Annotated in this window: 16 protein-coding genes, 1 tRNA gene and 5 pseudogenes; 6 read left to right on the top strand and 16 right to left on the bottom strand. The window is 38.3% G+C overall.

The features are described from left to right. Positions 1-28 precede the first annotated feature (28 nt). Together LFLEISCH_RS15935 and LFLEISCH_RS09835 are read right to left on the bottom strand one after the other, a co-directional pair. Positions 29-178: a hypothetical protein gene (locus LFLEISCH_RS15935; RefSeq protein ID WP_007475937.1), complete on the bottom strand. Its 150-nt coding sequence runs from the start codon at positions 176-178 to the stop codon at positions 29-31. 12 nt (positions 179-190) lie between these two features. Further along, positions 191-667: a phage repressor protein gene (locus LFLEISCH_RS09835; RefSeq protein ID WP_007475935.1), complete on the bottom strand. Its 477-nt coding sequence runs from the start codon at positions 665-667 to the stop codon at positions 191-193. 267 nt (positions 668-934) lie between these two features. Here LFLEISCH_RS09835 and LFLEISCH_RS09830 point away from each other — a divergent pair, with 267 nt between their 5' ends. From LFLEISCH_RS09830 to LFLEISCH_RS09815, 4 genes are all read left to right on the top strand, one after another. Continuing rightward, on the top strand, positions 935-1,345 hold the full coding sequence (locus tag LFLEISCH_RS09830; RefSeq protein WP_007475934.1) for a helix-turn-helix domain-containing protein: 411 nt from the start codon (positions 935-937) through the stop codon (positions 1,343-1,345). 13 nt (positions 1,346-1,358) lie between these two features. Then, a complete protein-coding gene (locus tag LFLEISCH_RS09825; RefSeq protein ID WP_007475932.1) occupies positions 1,359-1,778 on the top strand; it encodes an ImmA/IrrE family metallo-endopeptidase in 420 nt (139 codons plus the stop codon). Between the two features lie 44 nt (positions 1,779-1,822). Further along, complete coding sequence (locus LFLEISCH_RS09820) at positions 1,823-2,302, top strand: hypothetical protein (protein ID WP_007475931.1); 480 nt, start codon at positions 1,823-1,825, stop codon at positions 2,300-2,302. A gap of 73 nt (positions 2,303-2,375) precedes the next feature. After that, positions 2,376-3,491 carry a tyrosine-type recombinase/integrase gene (locus tag LFLEISCH_RS09815; RefSeq protein ID WP_007475930.1) on the top strand — a complete coding sequence of 372 codons (1,116 nt, stop codon included), beginning with the start codon at positions 2,376-2,378 and terminating at the stop codon, positions 3,489-3,491. Positions 3,492-3,610: 119 nt separating this feature from the next. Here LFLEISCH_RS09815 and LFLEISCH_RS09810 read toward each other — a convergent pair. The 5 genes and pseudogenes from LFLEISCH_RS09810 to racE form a co-directional block, all read right to left on the bottom strand. After that, a tRNA-Arg gene (locus LFLEISCH_RS09810) sits at positions 3,611-3,684 on the bottom strand. A 103-nt stretch (positions 3,685-3,787) separates the two neighbouring features. Further along, positions 3,788-4,309: a metallophosphoesterase gene (locus LFLEISCH_RS09805; protein WP_007475929.1), complete on the bottom strand. Its 522-nt coding sequence runs from the start codon at positions 4,307-4,309 to the stop codon at positions 3,788-3,790. 41 nt (positions 4,310-4,350) lie between these two features. Further along, the gene (locus LFLEISCH_RS09800) at positions 4,351-4,959 is read right to left on the bottom strand and encodes an XTP/dITP diphosphatase (RefSeq protein ID WP_007475928.1); all 609 of its coding nucleotides are present in this window, start codon (positions 4,957-4,959) and stop codon (positions 4,351-4,353) included. 3 nt (positions 4,960-4,962) lie between these two features. Beyond that, positions 4,963-5,710 (bottom strand): annotated as a pseudogene (gene rph, locus LFLEISCH_RS09795) (ribonuclease PH). Between the two features lie 9 nt (positions 5,711-5,719). Continuing rightward, positions 5,720-6,529: a glutamate racemase gene (gene racE, locus LFLEISCH_RS09790; RefSeq protein ID WP_007475926.1), complete on the bottom strand. Its 810-nt coding sequence runs from the start codon at positions 6,527-6,529 to the stop codon at positions 5,720-5,722. Between the two features lie 151 nt (positions 6,530-6,680). Between racE and LFLEISCH_RS09785 the strand changes: the two are divergent. Beyond that, positions 6,681-7,143: pseudogene (locus tag LFLEISCH_RS09785) on the top strand (YslB family protein). A gap of 30 nt (positions 7,144-7,173) precedes the next feature. On the opposite strand, the pseudogene LFLEISCH_RS09780 reads toward LFLEISCH_RS09785, so the two are convergent. The 7 genes and pseudogenes from LFLEISCH_RS09780 to zapA all read right to left on the bottom strand — a co-directional run bounded on the left by LFLEISCH_RS09780 (position 7,174) and on the right by zapA (position 15,800). After that, positions 7,174-8,389: pseudogene (locus tag LFLEISCH_RS09780) on the bottom strand (aspartate kinase). 10 nt (positions 8,390-8,399) lie between these two features. Further along, positions 8,400-10,208 carry an excinuclease ABC subunit UvrC gene (gene uvrC, locus LFLEISCH_RS09775; RefSeq protein WP_007475924.1) on the bottom strand — a complete coding sequence of 603 codons (1,809 nt, stop codon included), beginning with the start codon at positions 10,206-10,208 and terminating at the stop codon, positions 8,400-8,402. 69 nt (positions 10,209-10,277) lie between these two features. Beyond that, the gene (trxA, locus tag LFLEISCH_RS09770) at positions 10,278-10,595 is read right to left on the bottom strand and encodes a thioredoxin (RefSeq protein WP_007475923.1); all 318 of its coding nucleotides are present in this window, start codon (positions 10,593-10,595) and stop codon (positions 10,278-10,280) included. Positions 10,596-10,671: 76 nt separating this feature from the next. Beyond that, positions 10,672-13,027: pseudogene (locus LFLEISCH_RS09760) on the bottom strand (endonuclease MutS2). Positions 13,028-13,040: 13 nt separating this feature from the next. After that, complete coding sequence (gene polX, locus LFLEISCH_RS09755; protein WP_007475920.1) at positions 13,041-14,750, bottom strand: DNA polymerase/3'-5' exonuclease PolX; 1,710 nt, start codon at positions 14,748-14,750, stop codon at positions 13,041-13,043. Positions 14,751-15,000: 250 nt separating this feature from the next. Continuing rightward, positions 15,001-15,543 (bottom strand): CvpA family protein, encoded by a 543-nt coding sequence (locus LFLEISCH_RS09750; protein ID WP_007475919.1) that lies wholly within the window; start codon positions 15,541-15,543, stop codon positions 15,001-15,003. Continuing rightward, positions 15,540-15,800: a cell division protein ZapA gene (zapA, locus tag LFLEISCH_RS09745; protein ID WP_007475918.1), complete on the bottom strand. Its 261-nt coding sequence runs from the start codon at positions 15,798-15,800 to the stop codon at positions 15,540-15,542. The genes LFLEISCH_RS09750 and zapA overlap by 4 nt, the downstream gene beginning before the upstream one ends. 238 nt (positions 15,801-16,038) lie before the next feature. Here zapA and rnhC point away from each other — a divergent pair. Next, positions 16,039-16,910, top strand: a pseudogene (rnhC, locus tag LFLEISCH_RS09740) (ribonuclease HIII). A gap of 115 nt (positions 16,911-17,025) precedes the next feature. Here the strand turns inward: rnhC and LFLEISCH_RS09735 are convergent. Both LFLEISCH_RS09735 and LFLEISCH_RS09730 read right to left on the bottom strand, forming a co-directional pair. Then, positions 17,026-17,700 carry a uracil-DNA glycosylase gene (locus LFLEISCH_RS09735; RefSeq protein ID WP_007475917.1) on the bottom strand — a complete coding sequence of 225 codons (675 nt, stop codon included), beginning with the start codon at positions 17,698-17,700 and terminating at the stop codon, positions 17,026-17,028. A gap of 113 nt (positions 17,701-17,813) precedes the next feature. Continuing rightward, positions 17,814-18,147, bottom strand: a 334-nt coding sequence (locus LFLEISCH_RS09730; RefSeq protein ID WP_007475916.1) for an MMPL family transporter, incomplete at its 5' end; no start/stop codon positions are given.

Genomic DNA, 18,147 nt, shown 5'->3' with positions numbered 1-18,147 from the left:
TAAGCAAAAATGATAGAAAGTGTTGACATTATGCTAACTGTTTATTTTCTTCTTTATTAGCCAAACGATAAACCTCTTTACTTACTGATAAATTCAAACCAAATTTATCTTTAAATGTCATCAATTCAACCGCACTATCCAAAAGTTCTTGTCTGTCTTCTAGCATCTGTGGAGTCATATCTTGCTTTTTTCACCATTTAGAATGACCATATTTGGTAGATACTGACTTATTAGCAATCGTATTTGCTTTAATAAAGTCCCTACGTACAGGTTCTTTTAATCCCTGTTTCAACTGGTGCATCATTTCTTTTTGATGCTCTTTGTCTAACATGCGGAAAATTTCGAACCCTTCAAAACCTGATGACTGACGTAGTTGTTTGATGATTTCGAAGACCCAGCGCTTGAACTCTTTTGCCTTTTTCATTTTAGAGCTAAACACCAAGTCATAAATCCCGAATTCACTAATTAAAATGGCTTTAGACTTATAATTTGAACCAGTCCCCTGAATTAAGGTAGTGGTTTTGTCTATACTAGATACATGTGATGAAACAGCATTTTCAGGCTTCTTATATCCCAATGCATCTGCCACATCTTTCGCAACAGCCCACCACTCACCTTCTTTACTGACAAATCGTATTTCATGATTATTCCATACTTCTGTTTTCATTTAATTAGCCTCCTTCCCATATCATGTAAGCGAAAATGATAGAAAGTGTTGACATATTTTATACAATCGTATAAAATATATTCATAGTTAAATAAGCACATAATACTACCTATAATTACGTTTGGCGACGGTATTTCAGGTTAAATTTTAATGCTATTTTTCTATCAAATTTGCTTACAAGATAATATTGTTACACTTCGTGTAAAATGTCAACATATTTTCACACGAATGTATAATTATTTTTTTGTAATATTGGAGTGGACACTAATGAACGTATTCGAGAGGATACAAATTTTAGCAAAAGGCAAAGATAAAAGCTTGCAACAAATCGCGGAAGATTTAGGGTTTAGCAAAAATTTATTTTATCGTTGGAAAACCTCAAGTCCTAAAGGCGAAGATTTAGCGAAAGTTGCTAATTACTTCAACGTATCAACCGATTACCTATTAGGTAGAACAGAAAAAAAATATTTCGAACTAACGAGTGATGAAAAAAAAGATATTGCAGAAGAAGCTGATGAAATACTTGCAGGGATAAAAGATGGGACTAATTTCAACTTCTACGGAGAACCAGCTACACCTGAACAGTTAGAAAGAATCAGAGTTGCATTGACTACTGCGATGGAAATGAACAAAGAAGAAGCGAAAAAGAAATTCACGCCTAAGAAATATCGGGATTAGGGTGGTGAGATGAATGAATCAACATACCATGATAGACAGAGAAGTCAAAACAGTACTCAAAAAATCTAAAAATATGAGCATCTCTGAAATTTTAAGGAGCTGCAACACGAAAATTCTATACGCTGATTTAGAACAAGAAACAGGAGGATTTACAACAAGTAACAGCCGGTGTCATACAATTGTTATTAATAGCAACTATACAGGAATTCTGCAGACGTTTGTTATTTTTCACGAATTAGGACATCTAAGATTACATAATGGAGTCTCTACCCCTTTTTACAGGACTCTAGCTCTTGGTTCATTTGTTCCAAAAATTGAACGTGAGGCGAATGAATTTGCATTAAAATTATTAGTGTCAACTGAATCAACTAATAATATTAGTGATTTATTAAACAAAGTTGGTCTTCCTCAATCAATGAAAAGTTATCTGTAAACTCATAGTATGATAATATATACAATCAAGATGGAGGGATGAAAATGAAAAAAATTTCATTTATTTTTATGGTGGTTCTTTTAAGTATAGGACTGGCAGCTTGTGGTGATGAACCAAAAGCAAAATCGAAGAAGCAAAATTCGCAATCAGAGAGTAAAATTACTGATAATTCAACATCTACTAAAATAGGCGATCTACTAGATAAAACCGATTTAAAAGAATATTCAAGTGAAGCCGGATGGGGAAATATGGATGATACTGAGTTTTATCAAGTGGATGAGGTTGGCAAAATCATTTTTATCGAAGTAACCCTAGATGAATCTCTAAATTTTCCGATTTCAAAAGACAAGTTAATTGAGCTTGCTAAACCTTATATCCCTGACGATACGGTTTTAATTAGAAATACTGATGACGGATTTGGAGCTCAAGGCTATGCATGTAAAAGTGGTGATATGACATTTGATATTTTACATTCTGACAATGATGAAAATGGAAAAGCCGGAAAATTATTTATAACATATTAATTACTAAAGCCCGTTCATTCGGGCTTTTCATTCAAACAAAACAAGAACATATATTCTGCAAAGGAGGTTCTAAATGAAAATCATAAAAAATTCTAGAGGTTATACTACAACTGTGGGGATCAAAAAAAATGGAAAATGGACAACGAAACGAGTAACTGAAGCAACAAAGCCCAAATTACGCATGACAGTGGCTAAATTATTAGAGGTTTCAAACAGAAATGAAATACCAATCGACGATTATAAGTTATTCGAGTTCATCGAGTTATTTTATGATACCTTCAAAGTAAACACTATCGGAGCATCTACACAAAACTCTTATGAAAATGCTTTTCGTGAAGTAAAGGAATATTTCGGTAATATTAAATTACAAAAAATAACCCCTATTGAGTACCAAAAGTTCATTAATACCCTTGGAGAAAATCTTGCAAGAAGCACTGTGGAGACGAGAAATAAAAAAATACGCGCTATGTTTAATAAAGCAGTCCAATTGGGTTATATGCGGGCAAATCCTACACATGGCGTAATATTAGCCGGAAAAGATGTGGCAAGTTTAAAACTACAATTCATCGATACGTCTCTTATCTCTCCTCTTATAGAAGAAATAACAAAGTCATATTCGATTAGTAGAGCAGTTAATTTCATAGCATTGCAAACAGGCATGCGTTTCGGAGAAATTGTCGGACTCACGTGGTATGATATAGATTTAGATAATAAGTTTATCAATGTAAAAAACGCTTGGGACTATAAAGATACTCAAAACTTTATTTCTACAAAAGGAAAAGACAGACGAAAAATTTTTATTGATAGTTCCACGGTTGAATATTTAGAAGGATATAGAAAATGGCATGAGCGATTCATGAAAAAAAATAAAATTCAAAATAAATACTTGTTATTATTCTGTTCTCGTGATAATTTGCCAGTGGACAATCAGGCATGCAATAAGGTGCTTAAAAAGTGTTTTAATAAGATAAGTAACGAGGACATTACTTTGCACAAATTACGTCATACACACACCGTACAGTGCCTAGAAAGTGGTATGGATATTATCTACGTATCAGAACGTTTAGGGCACGCTGATATTAATACCACTTTAAAATATTATACGCATATTAGTTCTCACATTCGAGCAATCAACGAAAAAAGAACGCAAGAATATTTCAAACGTACAATCAAACTGCTTGAAATGTAAAAAAAATGTAAAAAAATAAAAGGAAATAATAGGAAACCAAAAAACTTCCAAACCATCCAAAACACTTGATACAACAAGAGTTTCCAACGATTCAGAAGTTTTATAAAAACCTTTAAAAACGTCCTGAGAGGGATTCGAACCCCCGACCGATGGCTTAGAAGGCCATTGCTCTATCCAGCTGAGCTATCAGGACAAATGGCTAATTTTTCAACAGCCAAGTATCATTTTATTGTGATTTCGGTCTTTTGTCAATGGTTTTATGCAACTTCTTTTATATTTTTGCAAAAAGAAGGGATTTAAGCTTTTACTAAAGGAAATATTTGAGTGAGTTCCACTAGTTCCTTGTCTTGATCATCCATAAATTTAACGCATATTCCCTCAGGTACACTTTCAATCAGTGCATACGTTTTTTCGCGAATCTGGCCGCGTGGTAGTGAAATACTACCTGGGTTTAAAATGAGTGTTTGATCAATAAGCTCAGCGCCTAATTCGTGTGAATGACCAAAGAAAACAAAGTCAGCATCTAATTCACGCGCCCGATAACGTAAATTCATCAAAGTCATTTTAATATTGTATAAATGACCATGCGTCACAAGAATACGATAGTTTTCTACTTCAAAAACAATATCGTTTGGAAAATCAGCGCCAAAATCACAATTTCCTCGTACAGTATGAAAACCAGAAATTGCTGGATCACTTTTTTCAAGTTCAGAGTCCCCACAATGAATCATAGCATCCACTTTGTTTTCATATTTTTCTTTCAAACGAAGCAGGCAGTCCCGTTCATGATGGCTGTCGCTAACTACTAATAATTTCATAAAATGTATTTCCTCCCCATGTGCTACTGCTTATTATTTTCTCACTTTTTATCGATTTTTTCTAGTACTTTTTCAATATTCTTACCCAGCGCTTTGATTGCGTTTGCGCGATGACTAATTTGATTTTTTTCTTCGGGTTTTAAATTTGCCATTGTAATCCCTCGGTCAGGAAGTAAAAAGAGTGGATCGTAGCCAAATCCATTTTCCCCCGAAAGTTCATGCGCAATTTGTCCTTCACAATCGCCTTCAAAATAATCAACCTCGCCATGAGGAGTTGCTATAGCAAGCGTGCAGTGGAATCGTGCAGTTCTTTTTTCATCGGGTACATCTTTTAATTCATCTAACAGTTTTTCATTATTTTTAGCGTCATTATGGTCGCCAGCATAACGTGCAGAATGGATACCTGGCGCTCCGTCTAACGCATCAACAATTAAGCCAGAATCATCGGCTAGAACAGTTGTATTTAATATTTTAGCAACCGTTTGCGCTTTTAAAGCCGCATTTTCTGCAAATGTTGTGCCTGTTTCTTCAATTTCTCCGATTTCTGGAAAATCTTTTAAAGTTAGAATTTCTACATCATACTGACTAAAAATGCCAACAAATTCTTGTGCCTTTCCAACGTTTCCAGTTGCAATCACTAATTTACGCATCTTTTACTCTCCTTTAATAAGTGCTGTAATACTTGCACCTAGTTCTTCTTCTTTGTTTTTGAATCAACTCTTGAATTCCTTTTTTTCCTAGCTGAAGAAGCTCTGTTAGCTCCTCGTCCGAAAAAGTTGCCTCTTCCCCTGTACCTTGAAGTTCGACAAAACGGCCACTCCCAGTCATGATGATGTTCATATCGACATTAGCCGCGCTATCTTCTACGTAATTTAAGTCAAGCACAGCTGCTTCATCTTCTAAAATGCCCACACTTGTAGCGGCAAGAAAATCTTGAATAGGAAATGAGTCAAATGATTTTTCCTTATGTAATTCATAAACAGCAAGCGTCATGGCGATAAAAGCCCCCGTTATGGAAGCTGTACGCGTCCCTCCGTCCGCTTGAATCACATCACAGTCAAGCCAAATTGTTCGCTCGCCTAGCACATTTAAATCAACAACAGCTCTTAGCGCGCGGCCGATTAGACGCTGGATTTCCATTGTGCGTCCGCTTACCTTTCCTTTTGAAGATTCACGAATATTTCTCGTACCCGTTGCCCGTGGAAGCATGGCGTATTCAGCTGAAATCCAACCCTTTCCTTCACCACGCATGAAAGGTGGTACTTTTTCTTCAATACTCGCATTACAAATAACTTTTGTGTTTCCTGCTGAAATTAAAACGGAGCCTTCTGGGTGAATAATATAGTTTTTTTCAATATTGATTTCACGTAACTCTTCTTTATTTCTACCATCAAATCTCATTTTCACACCTCATTTTTTATTTTCCCCAAGTACAATGTGTTCGACCTGCATGTGAGGTACTTGTAGCCAGTCGCTTGCGATACCATGAAAAATTTTAACCGAACCTGTTGTATAAAAGCGGTGATCTGTTTCGCCTGCTTTCCGCTCTAATAAGTCATGATAATCTAGTAGCGCACTAACTTCACTAGCAGTCTCCTCTCCCGAATTAATAACAGCCACACCGTCCCCCATCACGTTTTCAATGAGTGGTTTTAAAAGTGGATAGTGGGTGCATCCTAAAATAAGCGAATCGATTTTTGTGCTTTTAAGAGGTAAAAGAGATTCTGCTACGATTTTTTTGGCGATGGGACTTTTATATTCGCCAGATTCTACAATCGATACAAATTTAGGACAGGCCAGTGAATCTACCTTCACTTTGTTATTTAAACCTTTTAAAGCATGCGGGTAAGCCATACTTTGAACTGTCCCGATTGTTCCAAGCACACCGATATGGTTGTTATGAGAGGCCTTTAAAGCCGCGCGAGAGCCAGGTTGAATAACGCCAATGACTGGGATACTCAATTGACTGCGAATCTCTTTTAAAGCGGCTGCTGTTGCCGTATTGCAGGCAATGACAAGCATCTTAATATTGCGTTCAACAAGGAAATTGGTCATTTCCCAAGTGAATTTCAAAACTTCTTCTGTATCACGTGGCCCATATGGACAACGTGCTGTATCACCTAAATAATAAATATTTTCATGAGGTAGTTGTTTTAACACTTCTTTTACAACGGTTAAACCACCTACTCCAGAATCGATAAATCCAATTGCTCGTTTCACGGTCTCGCCTCAATTTCTATTTCAATCTATACGTTTCCATTTTCTTATTTTTTCTCGCTTTTAGCAAGTATTTTCCGTTATTTTATTGTTCTTCGTTTCATTTTATATCTTTTTTAGTTATAATAGTGGGGAAGAAAGTGGGGTATTCATAATGACAGAAGATATTCAGAAAGAAAAAACGGAAGAGACTGCGCAAATTCCTAGTTTTGGTCTTGAAATTTTGCGCGATTATTTAATTCCTGAACTACTAGGCGAAGAGGCGCCACATATTCTTTACTGGGCTGGTAAAGATTTGGCAAGGAAATTTCCGCTCGAAAGTTTAGAAGAAATTAACAGCTTTTTTAAAAGAAGCCTCGTTTGGTGATCTTGAACTTATCAAAGAAAAAAAAGATGAATTACGTCTTCTTTTAAGCGGCAATCAAGTTCTAAAACGCTTTTCATTAGAAGAAAATCCTACTTTTAAACTTGAAGCTGGTTTTTTAGCGGAACAAATACAAAAACAATTAGGTTTTTATGCGGAAGCCTATGATGAAGTGAATGTGAGAAAAAAAGAAGCCGTCCTCATCGTGAAATGGGATCGTAAAGAAACCACAGATAATTTAGAAAGCTACTAACTAAAAGCGCAAGGAGAAATCCTTGCGCTTTTAGTTTTCAAGTTCAAATGTATCGTGCAAGACTTGAGCGGCTTCTACCATCTTCCGTTCAGGCACAACTGTTGATACTTTAATTTCAGATGTACTTATCATTTTAATAGGAACATCATTTTCAGTTAGCGCTTCAAACATGCGCGCTGCTACTCCGGGATTTGAAACCATACCAGAACCCACGATGGAAACTTTTGCTAAATTTTGTTCTGATTCCAGTTTCTCGTATTGAATATCCGTTTTTTTTATTTTCAAGAACAGCTAGGGTATTTAAAAGGGCTGCTGATTGAATTGTAAATGAAAGATTGCCGTGACCAAGCCCGGTAATACCTTGGATGATAATGTCCACATCAATATTATTTTTTGCTAACTCAGAAAACACTTTTGAAACCCGCATATTTTCTTTTTCGCTCCAGTGAATGGTTACACGCGTAAGCTGGTCTTCAAATGCAATGCCGCGAACTACTTTGGCATTTTCCACATACATCTCCTCCTCAATCATTGTTCCATTTTCCAAGCCGTGACTTAATCTTACTTCTAGTGGTATTTTAAAATTTTTTGCATACTCTACAGAACGTGGATGTAAAACGCCTGCGCCTAAATTGGCTAATTCAAGCATTTCATCATAGGTTAATTGCGTTAATTTTTGCGCACGTTTAATAAAACGCGGATCGGTTGTATAAACGCCGTCCACATCTGTACAAATGACACATTTTTCGGCTGAAAATTCGGCGGCTAAAGCGACGGCCGTTGTATCTGAACCACCGCGACCAAGTGTCGTAATTTCTCCGTCGCGCGTTATACCTTGAAAGCCTGCGACAATGACAATTTTTCCGTCACCAAGAGAAGTCATAATTTTATCGTGTTCCATGTCTAAAATACGAGCATTTCCGTGGACAGCTTCGGTTTCGATACCTGCTTGCCAACCTGTATACGAAATCGCCTCTTGACCCCGTTCTTGTAAGGCCATCGCAAGAAGTGAAATCGTGATTTGTTCCCCTGTTGCAAGAAGCATATCCATTTCTCGTTTACTAGGCGTTGTTGCAATTTCTTCTGCCATTTGGACGAGCTTATCTGTTGATTTTCCCATTGCTGAAACAACCACGATAACTTGATTCCCTTTTTGATGTTCTAAGACAGCCTGTTCAGCTGTTTTTTGAATTTTACTAACGGAACTAACAGAGGTTCCGCCAAATTTCAAGACGACTAGACCCATTTTTTCCCCTCTATTCTTCTTTTTCTGCTAATTTTGCATTCACTTCGCTCACTTTTTGAAAGACTGCTTCTGCAACTTGTTTTGGAATGCCACTTTCTGCAAGTTCTTCAACAGATGCTACTTTAATTTTTTTCATAGAACCAAAATGGCTTAAAATTTTCTTTTTACGTCCCGGTCCCACGCCCGGAATACCATCTAGGATGGATTGGAATCCTGATTTGCTACGAAGCTCACGGTGGAATGTGATGGCAAAGCGGTGGACTTCATCTTGAATACGCTGAAGCAAGTAAAATTCTTGGCTATTCCTTCCAAGAGGCACAACCAAAAGAGGATCACCGAACAGTAACTGGCTGGTTTTATGCTTATCATCTTTGGCTAATCCGGCGACAGGAATGTCCAGTCCAAGTTCATTAACCAGAACATCTTTCGCGCTATCAATTTGGCCTTTTCCGCCATCAATTAATATTAAATCAGGTAATGGCAAACCTTCTTTTAAAACGCGCCAGTAGCGTCTTCTAACGACTTCTCGCATGGTAGCATAATCATCCGGACCATCTACCGTTTTAATTTTATATTTGCGGTAGTCATTTTTACTTGGCTTTCCGTCTAAAAATGTCACCATAGCTGAAACGGGATCTGTTCCGTAGATATTAGAATTATCGAAAGCTTCAATGCGTGAAGGGGTCGGAATTCCCATTTGTTCTCCAAGTTTTTCCACCGCACCGACTGTTCGCTCTTCATTCCGTTCGAGGAGCATAAATTTTTCGTTCAAGGCGATTTTGGCATTTTTATAGGCAAGCTTGACAAGGTCTTTTTTATTCCCACGTTTAGGTACGATAATTTTAGTTTCGGGTAAAAGAGCTTGCACCGCCTCGTGGTCAATATCGTCAGGTAAGTAAATTTCTTTCGGCAAGATGTGGTTCGTTTTTTGGTAAAACTGGCCGATAAAAGTTAAAAAGTCTTCTTCTGCTTCTGTATAAAATGGGAATTGGGAGACATCTCGTTCGATGAGCTTTCCTTGACGGATAAAAAATACTTGAACGCACATCCAGCCCTTATCAATAGCATAGCCAAACACATCTCGGTCTACAAAATCAGTCATCGTCATTTTTTGTTTTTCCATAGTAGTTTCGATGGCTGTAATTTGATCACGAAATTCGGCCGCTGTTTCAAATTGCATATCGCCTGCTGCTTCTTCCATTTTTCTGGCAAGCTCTTTTTTTACATCTTTATAGCCACCGTTTAAAAAGCTGACTATTTCATCTGACATTTTTTTATAGGTATCTTGATTCACTTCAAACACACAAGGCGCCAGGCACTGACCTAAATGATAATATAAGCAAACCTTGTTAGGTAGTGTCGTACATTTTCGTAACGGATAGAGCCTGTCTAATATTTTTTTGACTTCATTTGCGGCGTACACATTTGGATAGGGTCCAAAATACTTCCCTTTGTCTTTTTTCACTTGTCTTGTGATAATAAGACGCGGATGCCGCTCATTTGTAATTTTTATAAAAGGATAGGTTTTGTCATCTTTTAGTCGAATATTAAATCGCGGATCGTGTTTTTTAATTAAATTAATCTCGAGCAGGAGTGCCTCGACGTCCGAACTTGTTACAATATATTCAAAGTCCTCTATTTCTTGGACTAAACGCTGCGTTTTAATATCATGTGCACCAGTAAAGTAAGAACGCACACGGTTTTTAAGAATCTTGGCTTTCCCGACATAAATAATGGTTCCTTGTTTATCTTTCATTAAGTAGCAACCTGGCTGATCAGGTAGAAGTGCTAATTTATTTTGAATATGTGTGGATACCATTTGATCAACTCCTTATAAAAAGACATCGCAAAAAATGCGATGTCTTCATTTTACCATAAATGGGTAGCTTTATACATATTTATTAATGACTTCGTCTAGTTCTTCTTTTGGACGGTAACCGATGATAGTATCAACGACTTCACCATCTTTTTTAATTAAAAGTGTTGGGATACTCATCACACCAAATTTGCTTGGTGTCTCTTGATTTTCATCCACGTCCATTTTGACGATTTTTAAGCTATCCCCACGTTCATTTGCAATTTCTTCTAAAACTGGAGCAACCATGCGACAAGGTCCACACCATGTTGCCCAGAAATCTGTAAGCACTAAGCCTTCGCTTGTTTCTTGTTCAAAATTTGCATCGGTAATTTCTTGTATATTAGCCATGCTTGTTTCAACTCCTAACACAATTTGTATACTCAGTATATCATTCGCCTTACTTTGCGGGCTATTTTTTTGCTCACTACTTCAGTTCCGCAATCGTAATCCCATTTCCGCCTTCAGCCGCATCACCAAAACGGATATTTTTAACCATTCGGTGATTTTTTAGAAACTCGGTCACACCTGTTCTGAGGGCGCCTGTTCCTTTTCCGTGGATAATCGCTACACGCGGATACCCTGCTAAAAGAGCTTCATCAATATATTTATCGACTTCAAAAAGGGCGTCCTCATAGCGCATGCCTCGAAGATCTAGCTCAGCGCGAACAGGTTCTGTATTTCGGACGTTCGTAATCACCCGCTGTTTTTTTGGCTTTTCAGGCTGAATATATTCTAAATCGGTCTCTTTTATTTTCATTTTAATAATCCCAATTTGAACATTCCATTCTGTGCCGCTTACTTTATCTAAAAGCACCCCTTTTTGGCCTAAAGAGAGCACCCTAACCCCGTCGCCTTCCTGAAATTTATGTGCCACTTTTTTTAACTGGGTGCACAACCTTTTTTTGAATGGTTTTTGGTTTTGCGCCTGCTAAACGTGATTTTGCGTCAATAAGTTCATGTTCTTTAACGCCTGAAGCCCCGCGAAGCTGTAGTTCACGTAATTCACGAATAATCGTATCGGCCTCTTCTTCTGCCGCTGTAACGACTTCACTCGCCTTTTCATTAGCGCGTTCTAACAACTTATCTTTTTGTTCATAATAGGTTCTAATTTCTTTTTGCAAATCTCGAAGGAGTTTATCCGCATCTTTAGCAAGCTCGCTTGCCTCTTTATATTCGGCTTCTGCTAAATTCCGTTTTTCTTCTAAACTAGAAATCATTTCGTTTAAATCTGCACTTTCTGTATCGACTAGCGCCCTTGCTTCGTCAATGACACCCTCGTTTAAACCTAAGCGTCTCGAGATTTCAAACGCATTGCTTCGTCCCGGGATACCAATTAAAAGTTTATAGGTTGGACTAAGTGTTTCCACATTAAACTCTACAGAAGCGTTAGTGGCAAACACACGATTATAGCCATATGCTTTTAATTCTGGATAGTGGGTAGTCGCGACAACACTAGCACCGCGTTTAGCTACCTCATCTAAAATGGAAATCGCGAGCGCAGCACCTTCTTGTGGATCTGTTCCTGCTCCGAGCTCATCAAACAAAACAAGAGAATGCTGGTTCAATTTCTCAAGTATGGAAACAATATTCGTCATGTGCGAGGAGAATGTACTTAAACTTTGCTCAATTGACTGTTCATCACCAATATCCGCAAAAATATCCTCATAAATCGCAACAAGCGACTCTTCTTGCGCTGGAATTTGAAGCCCTGCTTGTGTCATCATTGTCAGAAGCCCCAAAGTTTTAAGCGTAATCGTCTTCCCACCTGTATTTGGTCCTGTAATCACAATCGTAGAGTATCCATCACCGAGCAAAATATCATTAGCTACAACATTTTCCGGGTCTAAAAGGGGGTGTCTCGCTGCGTACAATTTGGTAACGCCTTCGTTATTTAAGTGCGGCGTAATCGCTTTTTGTGACTTCCCAAATCTCGCTTTAGCCAAAATAAAGTCAAATCGACCTAAAATGTACGTGTTGTGATGAATTTCTTGGATAAATTCCGCTAATTTGGCTGACATCTCGGCCAAAATTCGTTCAATCTCTTGATTTTCCTTCGCCTGAAGAGCACGTCGTTCATTATTTAAATCAACGACACTTTGCGGTTCCACAAATAAGGTTTGGCCAGAAGCCGACTGATCGTGAATAACACCGCCATAATGGCTTCGATATTCTTGCTTAACAGGAATAACATAGCGGTCGTTTCGAATCGTAATAATGGCATCGCTTAGCATAGTAGCCGCATTTCGGTCCCGTAACAAACTCTCCAATTTTTCACGCACGCGTCCTTCTGTACGCGCTAAGGTTTGTCTTACTGAGCGAAGCGTCTCACTTGCTGTATCAAGCATATAGCCTGCTTCATCAACTGTTAAATTAATTTCTTCTTCTAAATCTTTTAGGACTAAAATCTCTTTCGTAAGCTCAAATAACAGCGGCAGTTCGACGCCAATTTCTTCTAAGTCATCCATAAAATTTTTCATTACACGACTTACGCGCAAATTGCTTCCTATTTGGTAGATTTCAAGCCCGTTTAGATCCCCACCTATTTCTAAACGCTTTAAATGAGGTGCTACATCACTGAGGCCAGTAATCGGCGCACTTCCTTTTAAACGAATGATTTTGGCGCCTTCTTCCGTTTCACTTTGCATTTTTTGAATGCTATCAAACGAAGTAGCCGGCTCTAAACTGCGAATCGCCTCCTCACCAAGAGAAGAGACCGCAAATGGCTCTAGTAATTTTTTAATTTTATCAAACTCTAAAACATGTTCGACTTTTTTATCCATATTTTTTCATCCTTTATTTCTTCTGTAAAAACTGCTTGAAAGCTTCTCTTGACATGGTATTTAAAATATCATCTTTAGAGAGCCAACCTTTCGTTGCCGCACGTACACCAAGTTTCATAAAATCTAAATGACGCGTATCATGGGCATCCGTATTAATCGCAATTTTTACATGATTTTCTTTCGCAAGCTGTAAATGTTCAGCATTTAAATCCAGTCGTTCTGGATTCGCATTCAGTTCTAGCGCGGTATTTGTATCCTGTGCCATTTTCACTAGTTCATCCATATTCACAAGATAGGGATTTCGTCTTCCAATTACTCGGCCAGTTGGATGGGCAATTAACCGAACGTAAGGATTATGAACGGCCGTTTCAAGCCGCTTCATTATTTCTTTTTCAGAGCCCGAAAAACCGGAATGAATCGAGGCAATAACAAAATCGAGCTTTTGAAGTACCTCATCTGAAAAATCTAACGTTGCATCTGTTAAAATATCCATTTCAACGCCGTGATAAACATCAATTTCAGGATAGTTTGCGGCCACTTTTCTGATTTCCTCTTGTTGCTTGTCTAAACGCTCTTCATTTAGTCCGTTTGCCACACGCAAAAATTGACCATGATCTGTAATCACCATGTACGAATAGCCTTTTTGAATACAAGCTTCAATCATTTCTGAAATAGAATAAGCCCCGTCCGACCAAGTCGTGTGCATATGAAGGTCTCCTCTAATATCCGATAGTTGGACAAAAGAGGATTCTTTTTTAATGCGCGCAATCTCCGTTCCGTCACGTCTCACTTCTGGTGGAATAAAGGGTAAATCAAAATGCTTATAAAACGCCGTCTCAGATTTAAACACATGGTTTTTGTCTGCGCTATCTAAAACGCCATATTCGCTAATTTTTTCGGAGCGTTCTTTCGCAATTTGACGCATTTTAATATTATGGTCTTTTGAGCCTGTAAAATGGTGAAGTGTCGTTGCGAAAAATTGGGGTTCCACCATACGAAAATCAACTGAGATTTTAACCCCCGCATCTAGCTCTGCTGAAATTTTAGTATCGCCAGCGCCTGTCACTTCATCTATTAGGGGAAAAGCAAGTAATTTCTCACGGACCGTTTTGATATCTTTTGAGGCAATCACAAAATCTAAATCTTTAATGGTTTCCCGTAAACGCCTTAAACTGCCCGCTTCCTGATATTCATCAATTTCTAGAATCCCGTCTAAAAAATCGGCCACCTTGGAAGCGATAGGTAAAACAGCTTGAATTGGATAGCGTTCAGGACGATCTCCTAAAGCTTTGACGCCCTCTACCATTTTATCAACTGACTTTTGTCCAAAGCCAGAAAGAGCAGAAATTTTGCCTTCTTCTGCAGCGCTTAAAAGGGAGTTTTTATCTGTTACACCCAGTTCGTGGTATAGGCGCGCAATTTTTTTACCGCCCAACCCTTGGACATCTAAAAGTGGGACTAAGCCAGCCGGCACTTCTTTTTTAAGCGACTCGAGTTCTTTACTTTCACCCGTCTCTAAAAACTGCGTAATAATTCCTCCGGTCGTTTTGCCAATACCCGGGAGCTTTGTGATATCTTCCATCTCATTTAAACTTCGGTCGTCTAATTCAATGCTCTGGGCAGCCTTTCTAAACGCCGAGATTTTAAATGTATTTTCACCTTTTAATTCCATATAAAGAGCTATTTCTTCTAATAAACGAATCACATCTTTTTTACTTTTCATAGTCATCTCACCTCGTTAATAAGACCAGCTCATGAAGCTGGTCTCAGCCTACTCTCAAACGGCAATCTTCGTCGTTAAACCCTCCGTTCCAGTGCTCACGTACTCGAGTACGCTCCGCTCCGGTACGGAGGCCCTGCCTAGAATCTCACCATTTGAGAGCAGTCTGATTGTGGTGAGAATCGTTTTGTTTTGCTTAAACTTTGAGTTTTTCTACAAGCTTAGACCAGCTCATGAAGCTGGTCTAAGTGTATTATTTAGGCAGAACACCCGTCATCCAGTCGTAAAATCGTTCAGAAAGAATTGGGGTGTTTTCAAGAATCCAAGCCGCTACGCTCGAACCTTTTAATAAATTTTCAGCCCACTCTGCTGGGAAAATTGCTGTTAAATACAGAATAACGAAGATAAATAAATAAGTAGCCACAACGCCTAGAATCCCACCAATTAAACCATTCACCTGACTAATTACTGGAATTTTCGTACGGTTTCCAATTAAGGAACTAATCATATGCACAATAATGATTGCAGCTAAAAAGATTAAAATAAAAGCGATAGAATTATAATATGCTTCTTCTGTATGAAGCAATTCAAGCAACTTATAAACGGAATCTGTTTTATCTACATTCGGATATGGAATAAAACTTAAATGTGGTGCTAAATCCGCAAAATAATGATAGGCCACAAAGAAAGATAAAAAATAACCTAATGTAACTACTAGCTGCCTAATAAAACCGTTACGATAACCTGTAAAAAAACCGCCTATCAGTAAAATAATAATAATAATATTTAAAATCATACGTCTCGTCCTTTATATCTCGCTAATTCATCTTTTAGCGCATTATATTTTTCTTCTAACAGCAAATAATCATGCGTTGCGTTTACAGCCGTCAAAACAGCTAATCGTCCGCTGTCTAACGCACGATTTTGAGCGCTAATTTCATGCATTTTAGTATCTACTAGATGCGCAACATGACGCAAATGCTCGGCCGGTTCAGAGCCAATGATTGTGTAGTCACGTCCATAAATGGTTGTGGTGATTCTGGTTTTTTTCATTTTCTGCCACTCTGTTCCCCTCCTTACCTCACATTTATAAAGAGCTCTCGTAAACTCATATTATCATGAAACCCCTTGAATGAAAAGGCGTAGCACTCATTTTATAAAGAATCAGCCTCAAGACTTAAAAGGTTTTTGGAAGCTTTAAATTATGATACAATACGATTGATAAAAAGTGAGAGGAAGAGGACTTATCGCAAATACCGTCATTCAGGCATCAAACGGGCAGTTGACAGAGATGAAACAGGCTTATACGCCATATATTCAACCAAAGCTTCCACCAGGCGCTTTATTTTCTGCCAAAAAAGGAAGTATAACAATTACAGCTTATAAATCAGGAAAAGTCATGTTTCAAGGAGCAGGCTCTGAACTAGAGGCAAGTAAATGGGGTAATTCACTTCAAAAAAGTACGCCTAGCATGGCTAAACATACACTCCCGGACGGCTTTCAAACCAAAAACGTTTTAGGATCAGATGAAGTTGGGACAGGAGATTTTTTCGGTCCGATAACCGTTTGCGCTGCTTATGTGGCTAAAGAGCAAATGCCACTTCTCACGTCTCTTGGTGTCAAAGATTCGAAAGCCATGAAGGACCCCGAAATTTGTCAAATTGCCGAAAAAATTATGCCTATCATTCCGCACAGTGTGCTCCTATGCCCTAATACAAAATATAATGAACTCATTGGCGCCGGGATAAACCAAGGACAAATGAAGGCGATGCTCCATAACCGCGCACTCCAAAATGTATTACGGCGCATGTGGCCGGAAGAACCTGATGCCATTTTAATTGATCAATTCGCCGAAAAAATACCTACTATCGTTATTTAGCCAAAGAAAGCGATGTAGTTCGTGATAAGGTATTTTTTGCTACAAAAGCGGAAGGATTACATTTATCCGTTGCTGCAGCCTCCATTATCGCGCGATATAAATTTGTCGAAGCCTTTTCTGAAATGGAAACCGAACTCAAGATGCCACTCACAAAAGGCGCTGGCCCAAAAGTGGATCAAGTTGCGGCTCAAATTATTAAGAAATACGGAACCGCTACTTTAGAAAAATATACAAAAAAACATTTTGCCAATACAGAAAAAGCCAATCGACTCGCACGTTTATAAATCCAACGTCACGTCCAGTGAAATGGCGATTTTAAGAGTGATTACTAAACGAAATGGCCTAGCTGAGCCTATATAACGAACATCAAAAACGAAACCCAAGCTAAGCTTGGGTTTTTTATATATTAGGTATTTGCCACTGAATTGGCGTAATACCATTTTGGCTTAAATATGAGTTGGTCTTGGAAAACGGTTTAGACCCGAAAAAGCCGTAGTTCGCTGAATATGGACTTGGGTGGGAACTTGTTAGCACAAGATGGTTTTTATTTGTTAGCATAGCTTGTTTAGCTTTGGCATTTTTGCCCCATAAAATAAATACAACCGGTTCGTTTTTTTCATTTAAAAGTTGAATGATTTTATCGGTTAACTTTTCCCAGCCTTTGCCATGATGCGAATTGGCTCTACCTGCTTGGACGGTTAACACGGTATTTAAAAGAAGTACGCCTTGCTCTGTCCATGGTTTTAAATAGCCGTTATTTGGAATTTCGCAGCCTAAATCTCGTTGCAACTCTAGATAGATATTTTGAAGTGATGGCGGCGTTTCGATGCCCTTTTGAACAGAAAAAGACAAGCCGTGCGCCTGATTTTTTCCGTGATAAGGATCTTGGCCTAAAATCACAACTTTTGTATCCGCATATGAGGTGAATTTTAAGGCATTAAAGATTTCATACATATCGGGATAAATTGGTCTTGTCCCGTACTCGGATTTTAAAAACTCACGAAGCTTAAGATAATAGTCCTGTTGAAATTCATTAGCTAAAAGTGCATCCCAGTCATTTCCTAGTTGTATCATTTTTTCTGCCTCCGTCTCTGTTTTTCTATCTTCATTATAGCGAAAATAGACGCTCGTTGCGAAGGAGAACTAAAAAACCAAGCGAAAAAAGGAATATTTCGCTTGGTTTTTGATTACTCTTTGTCATCACGTTCTGCTTTGGACGGAATAAATGGCCACCAATTGCCTCGACCAAATAGTTTGACCATCACCGGAACAAATAGTGGTAACACAACGAAGGCATAGAGGACGAGCCCGATTAAAACCACCGTTGCAATTTCAAGAAGTGACAACACTCCGGCAGGCATCATAGCTGCAAAAGTTCCTCCTAAAATAAGGACGGCAGAGAAGATGACTCCCCCCATATTTTTCATTGTTAAAATCATTCGGTCCTTAATCGCCATTCCAGTGTATTCATTAAATCGACTCATAAGGAAAATGGAATAATCGATTACCAAGTGCCAACGA

The organism is Listeria fleischmannii subsp. fleischmannii LU2006-1 (genome assembly GCF_000344175.1).
In the GTDB taxonomy this organism is placed as follows: domain Bacteria; phylum Bacillota; class Bacilli; order Lactobacillales; family Listeriaceae; genus Listeria; species Listeria fleischmannii.
This window is presented reverse-complemented; position numbering and strand designations above follow the sequence as displayed.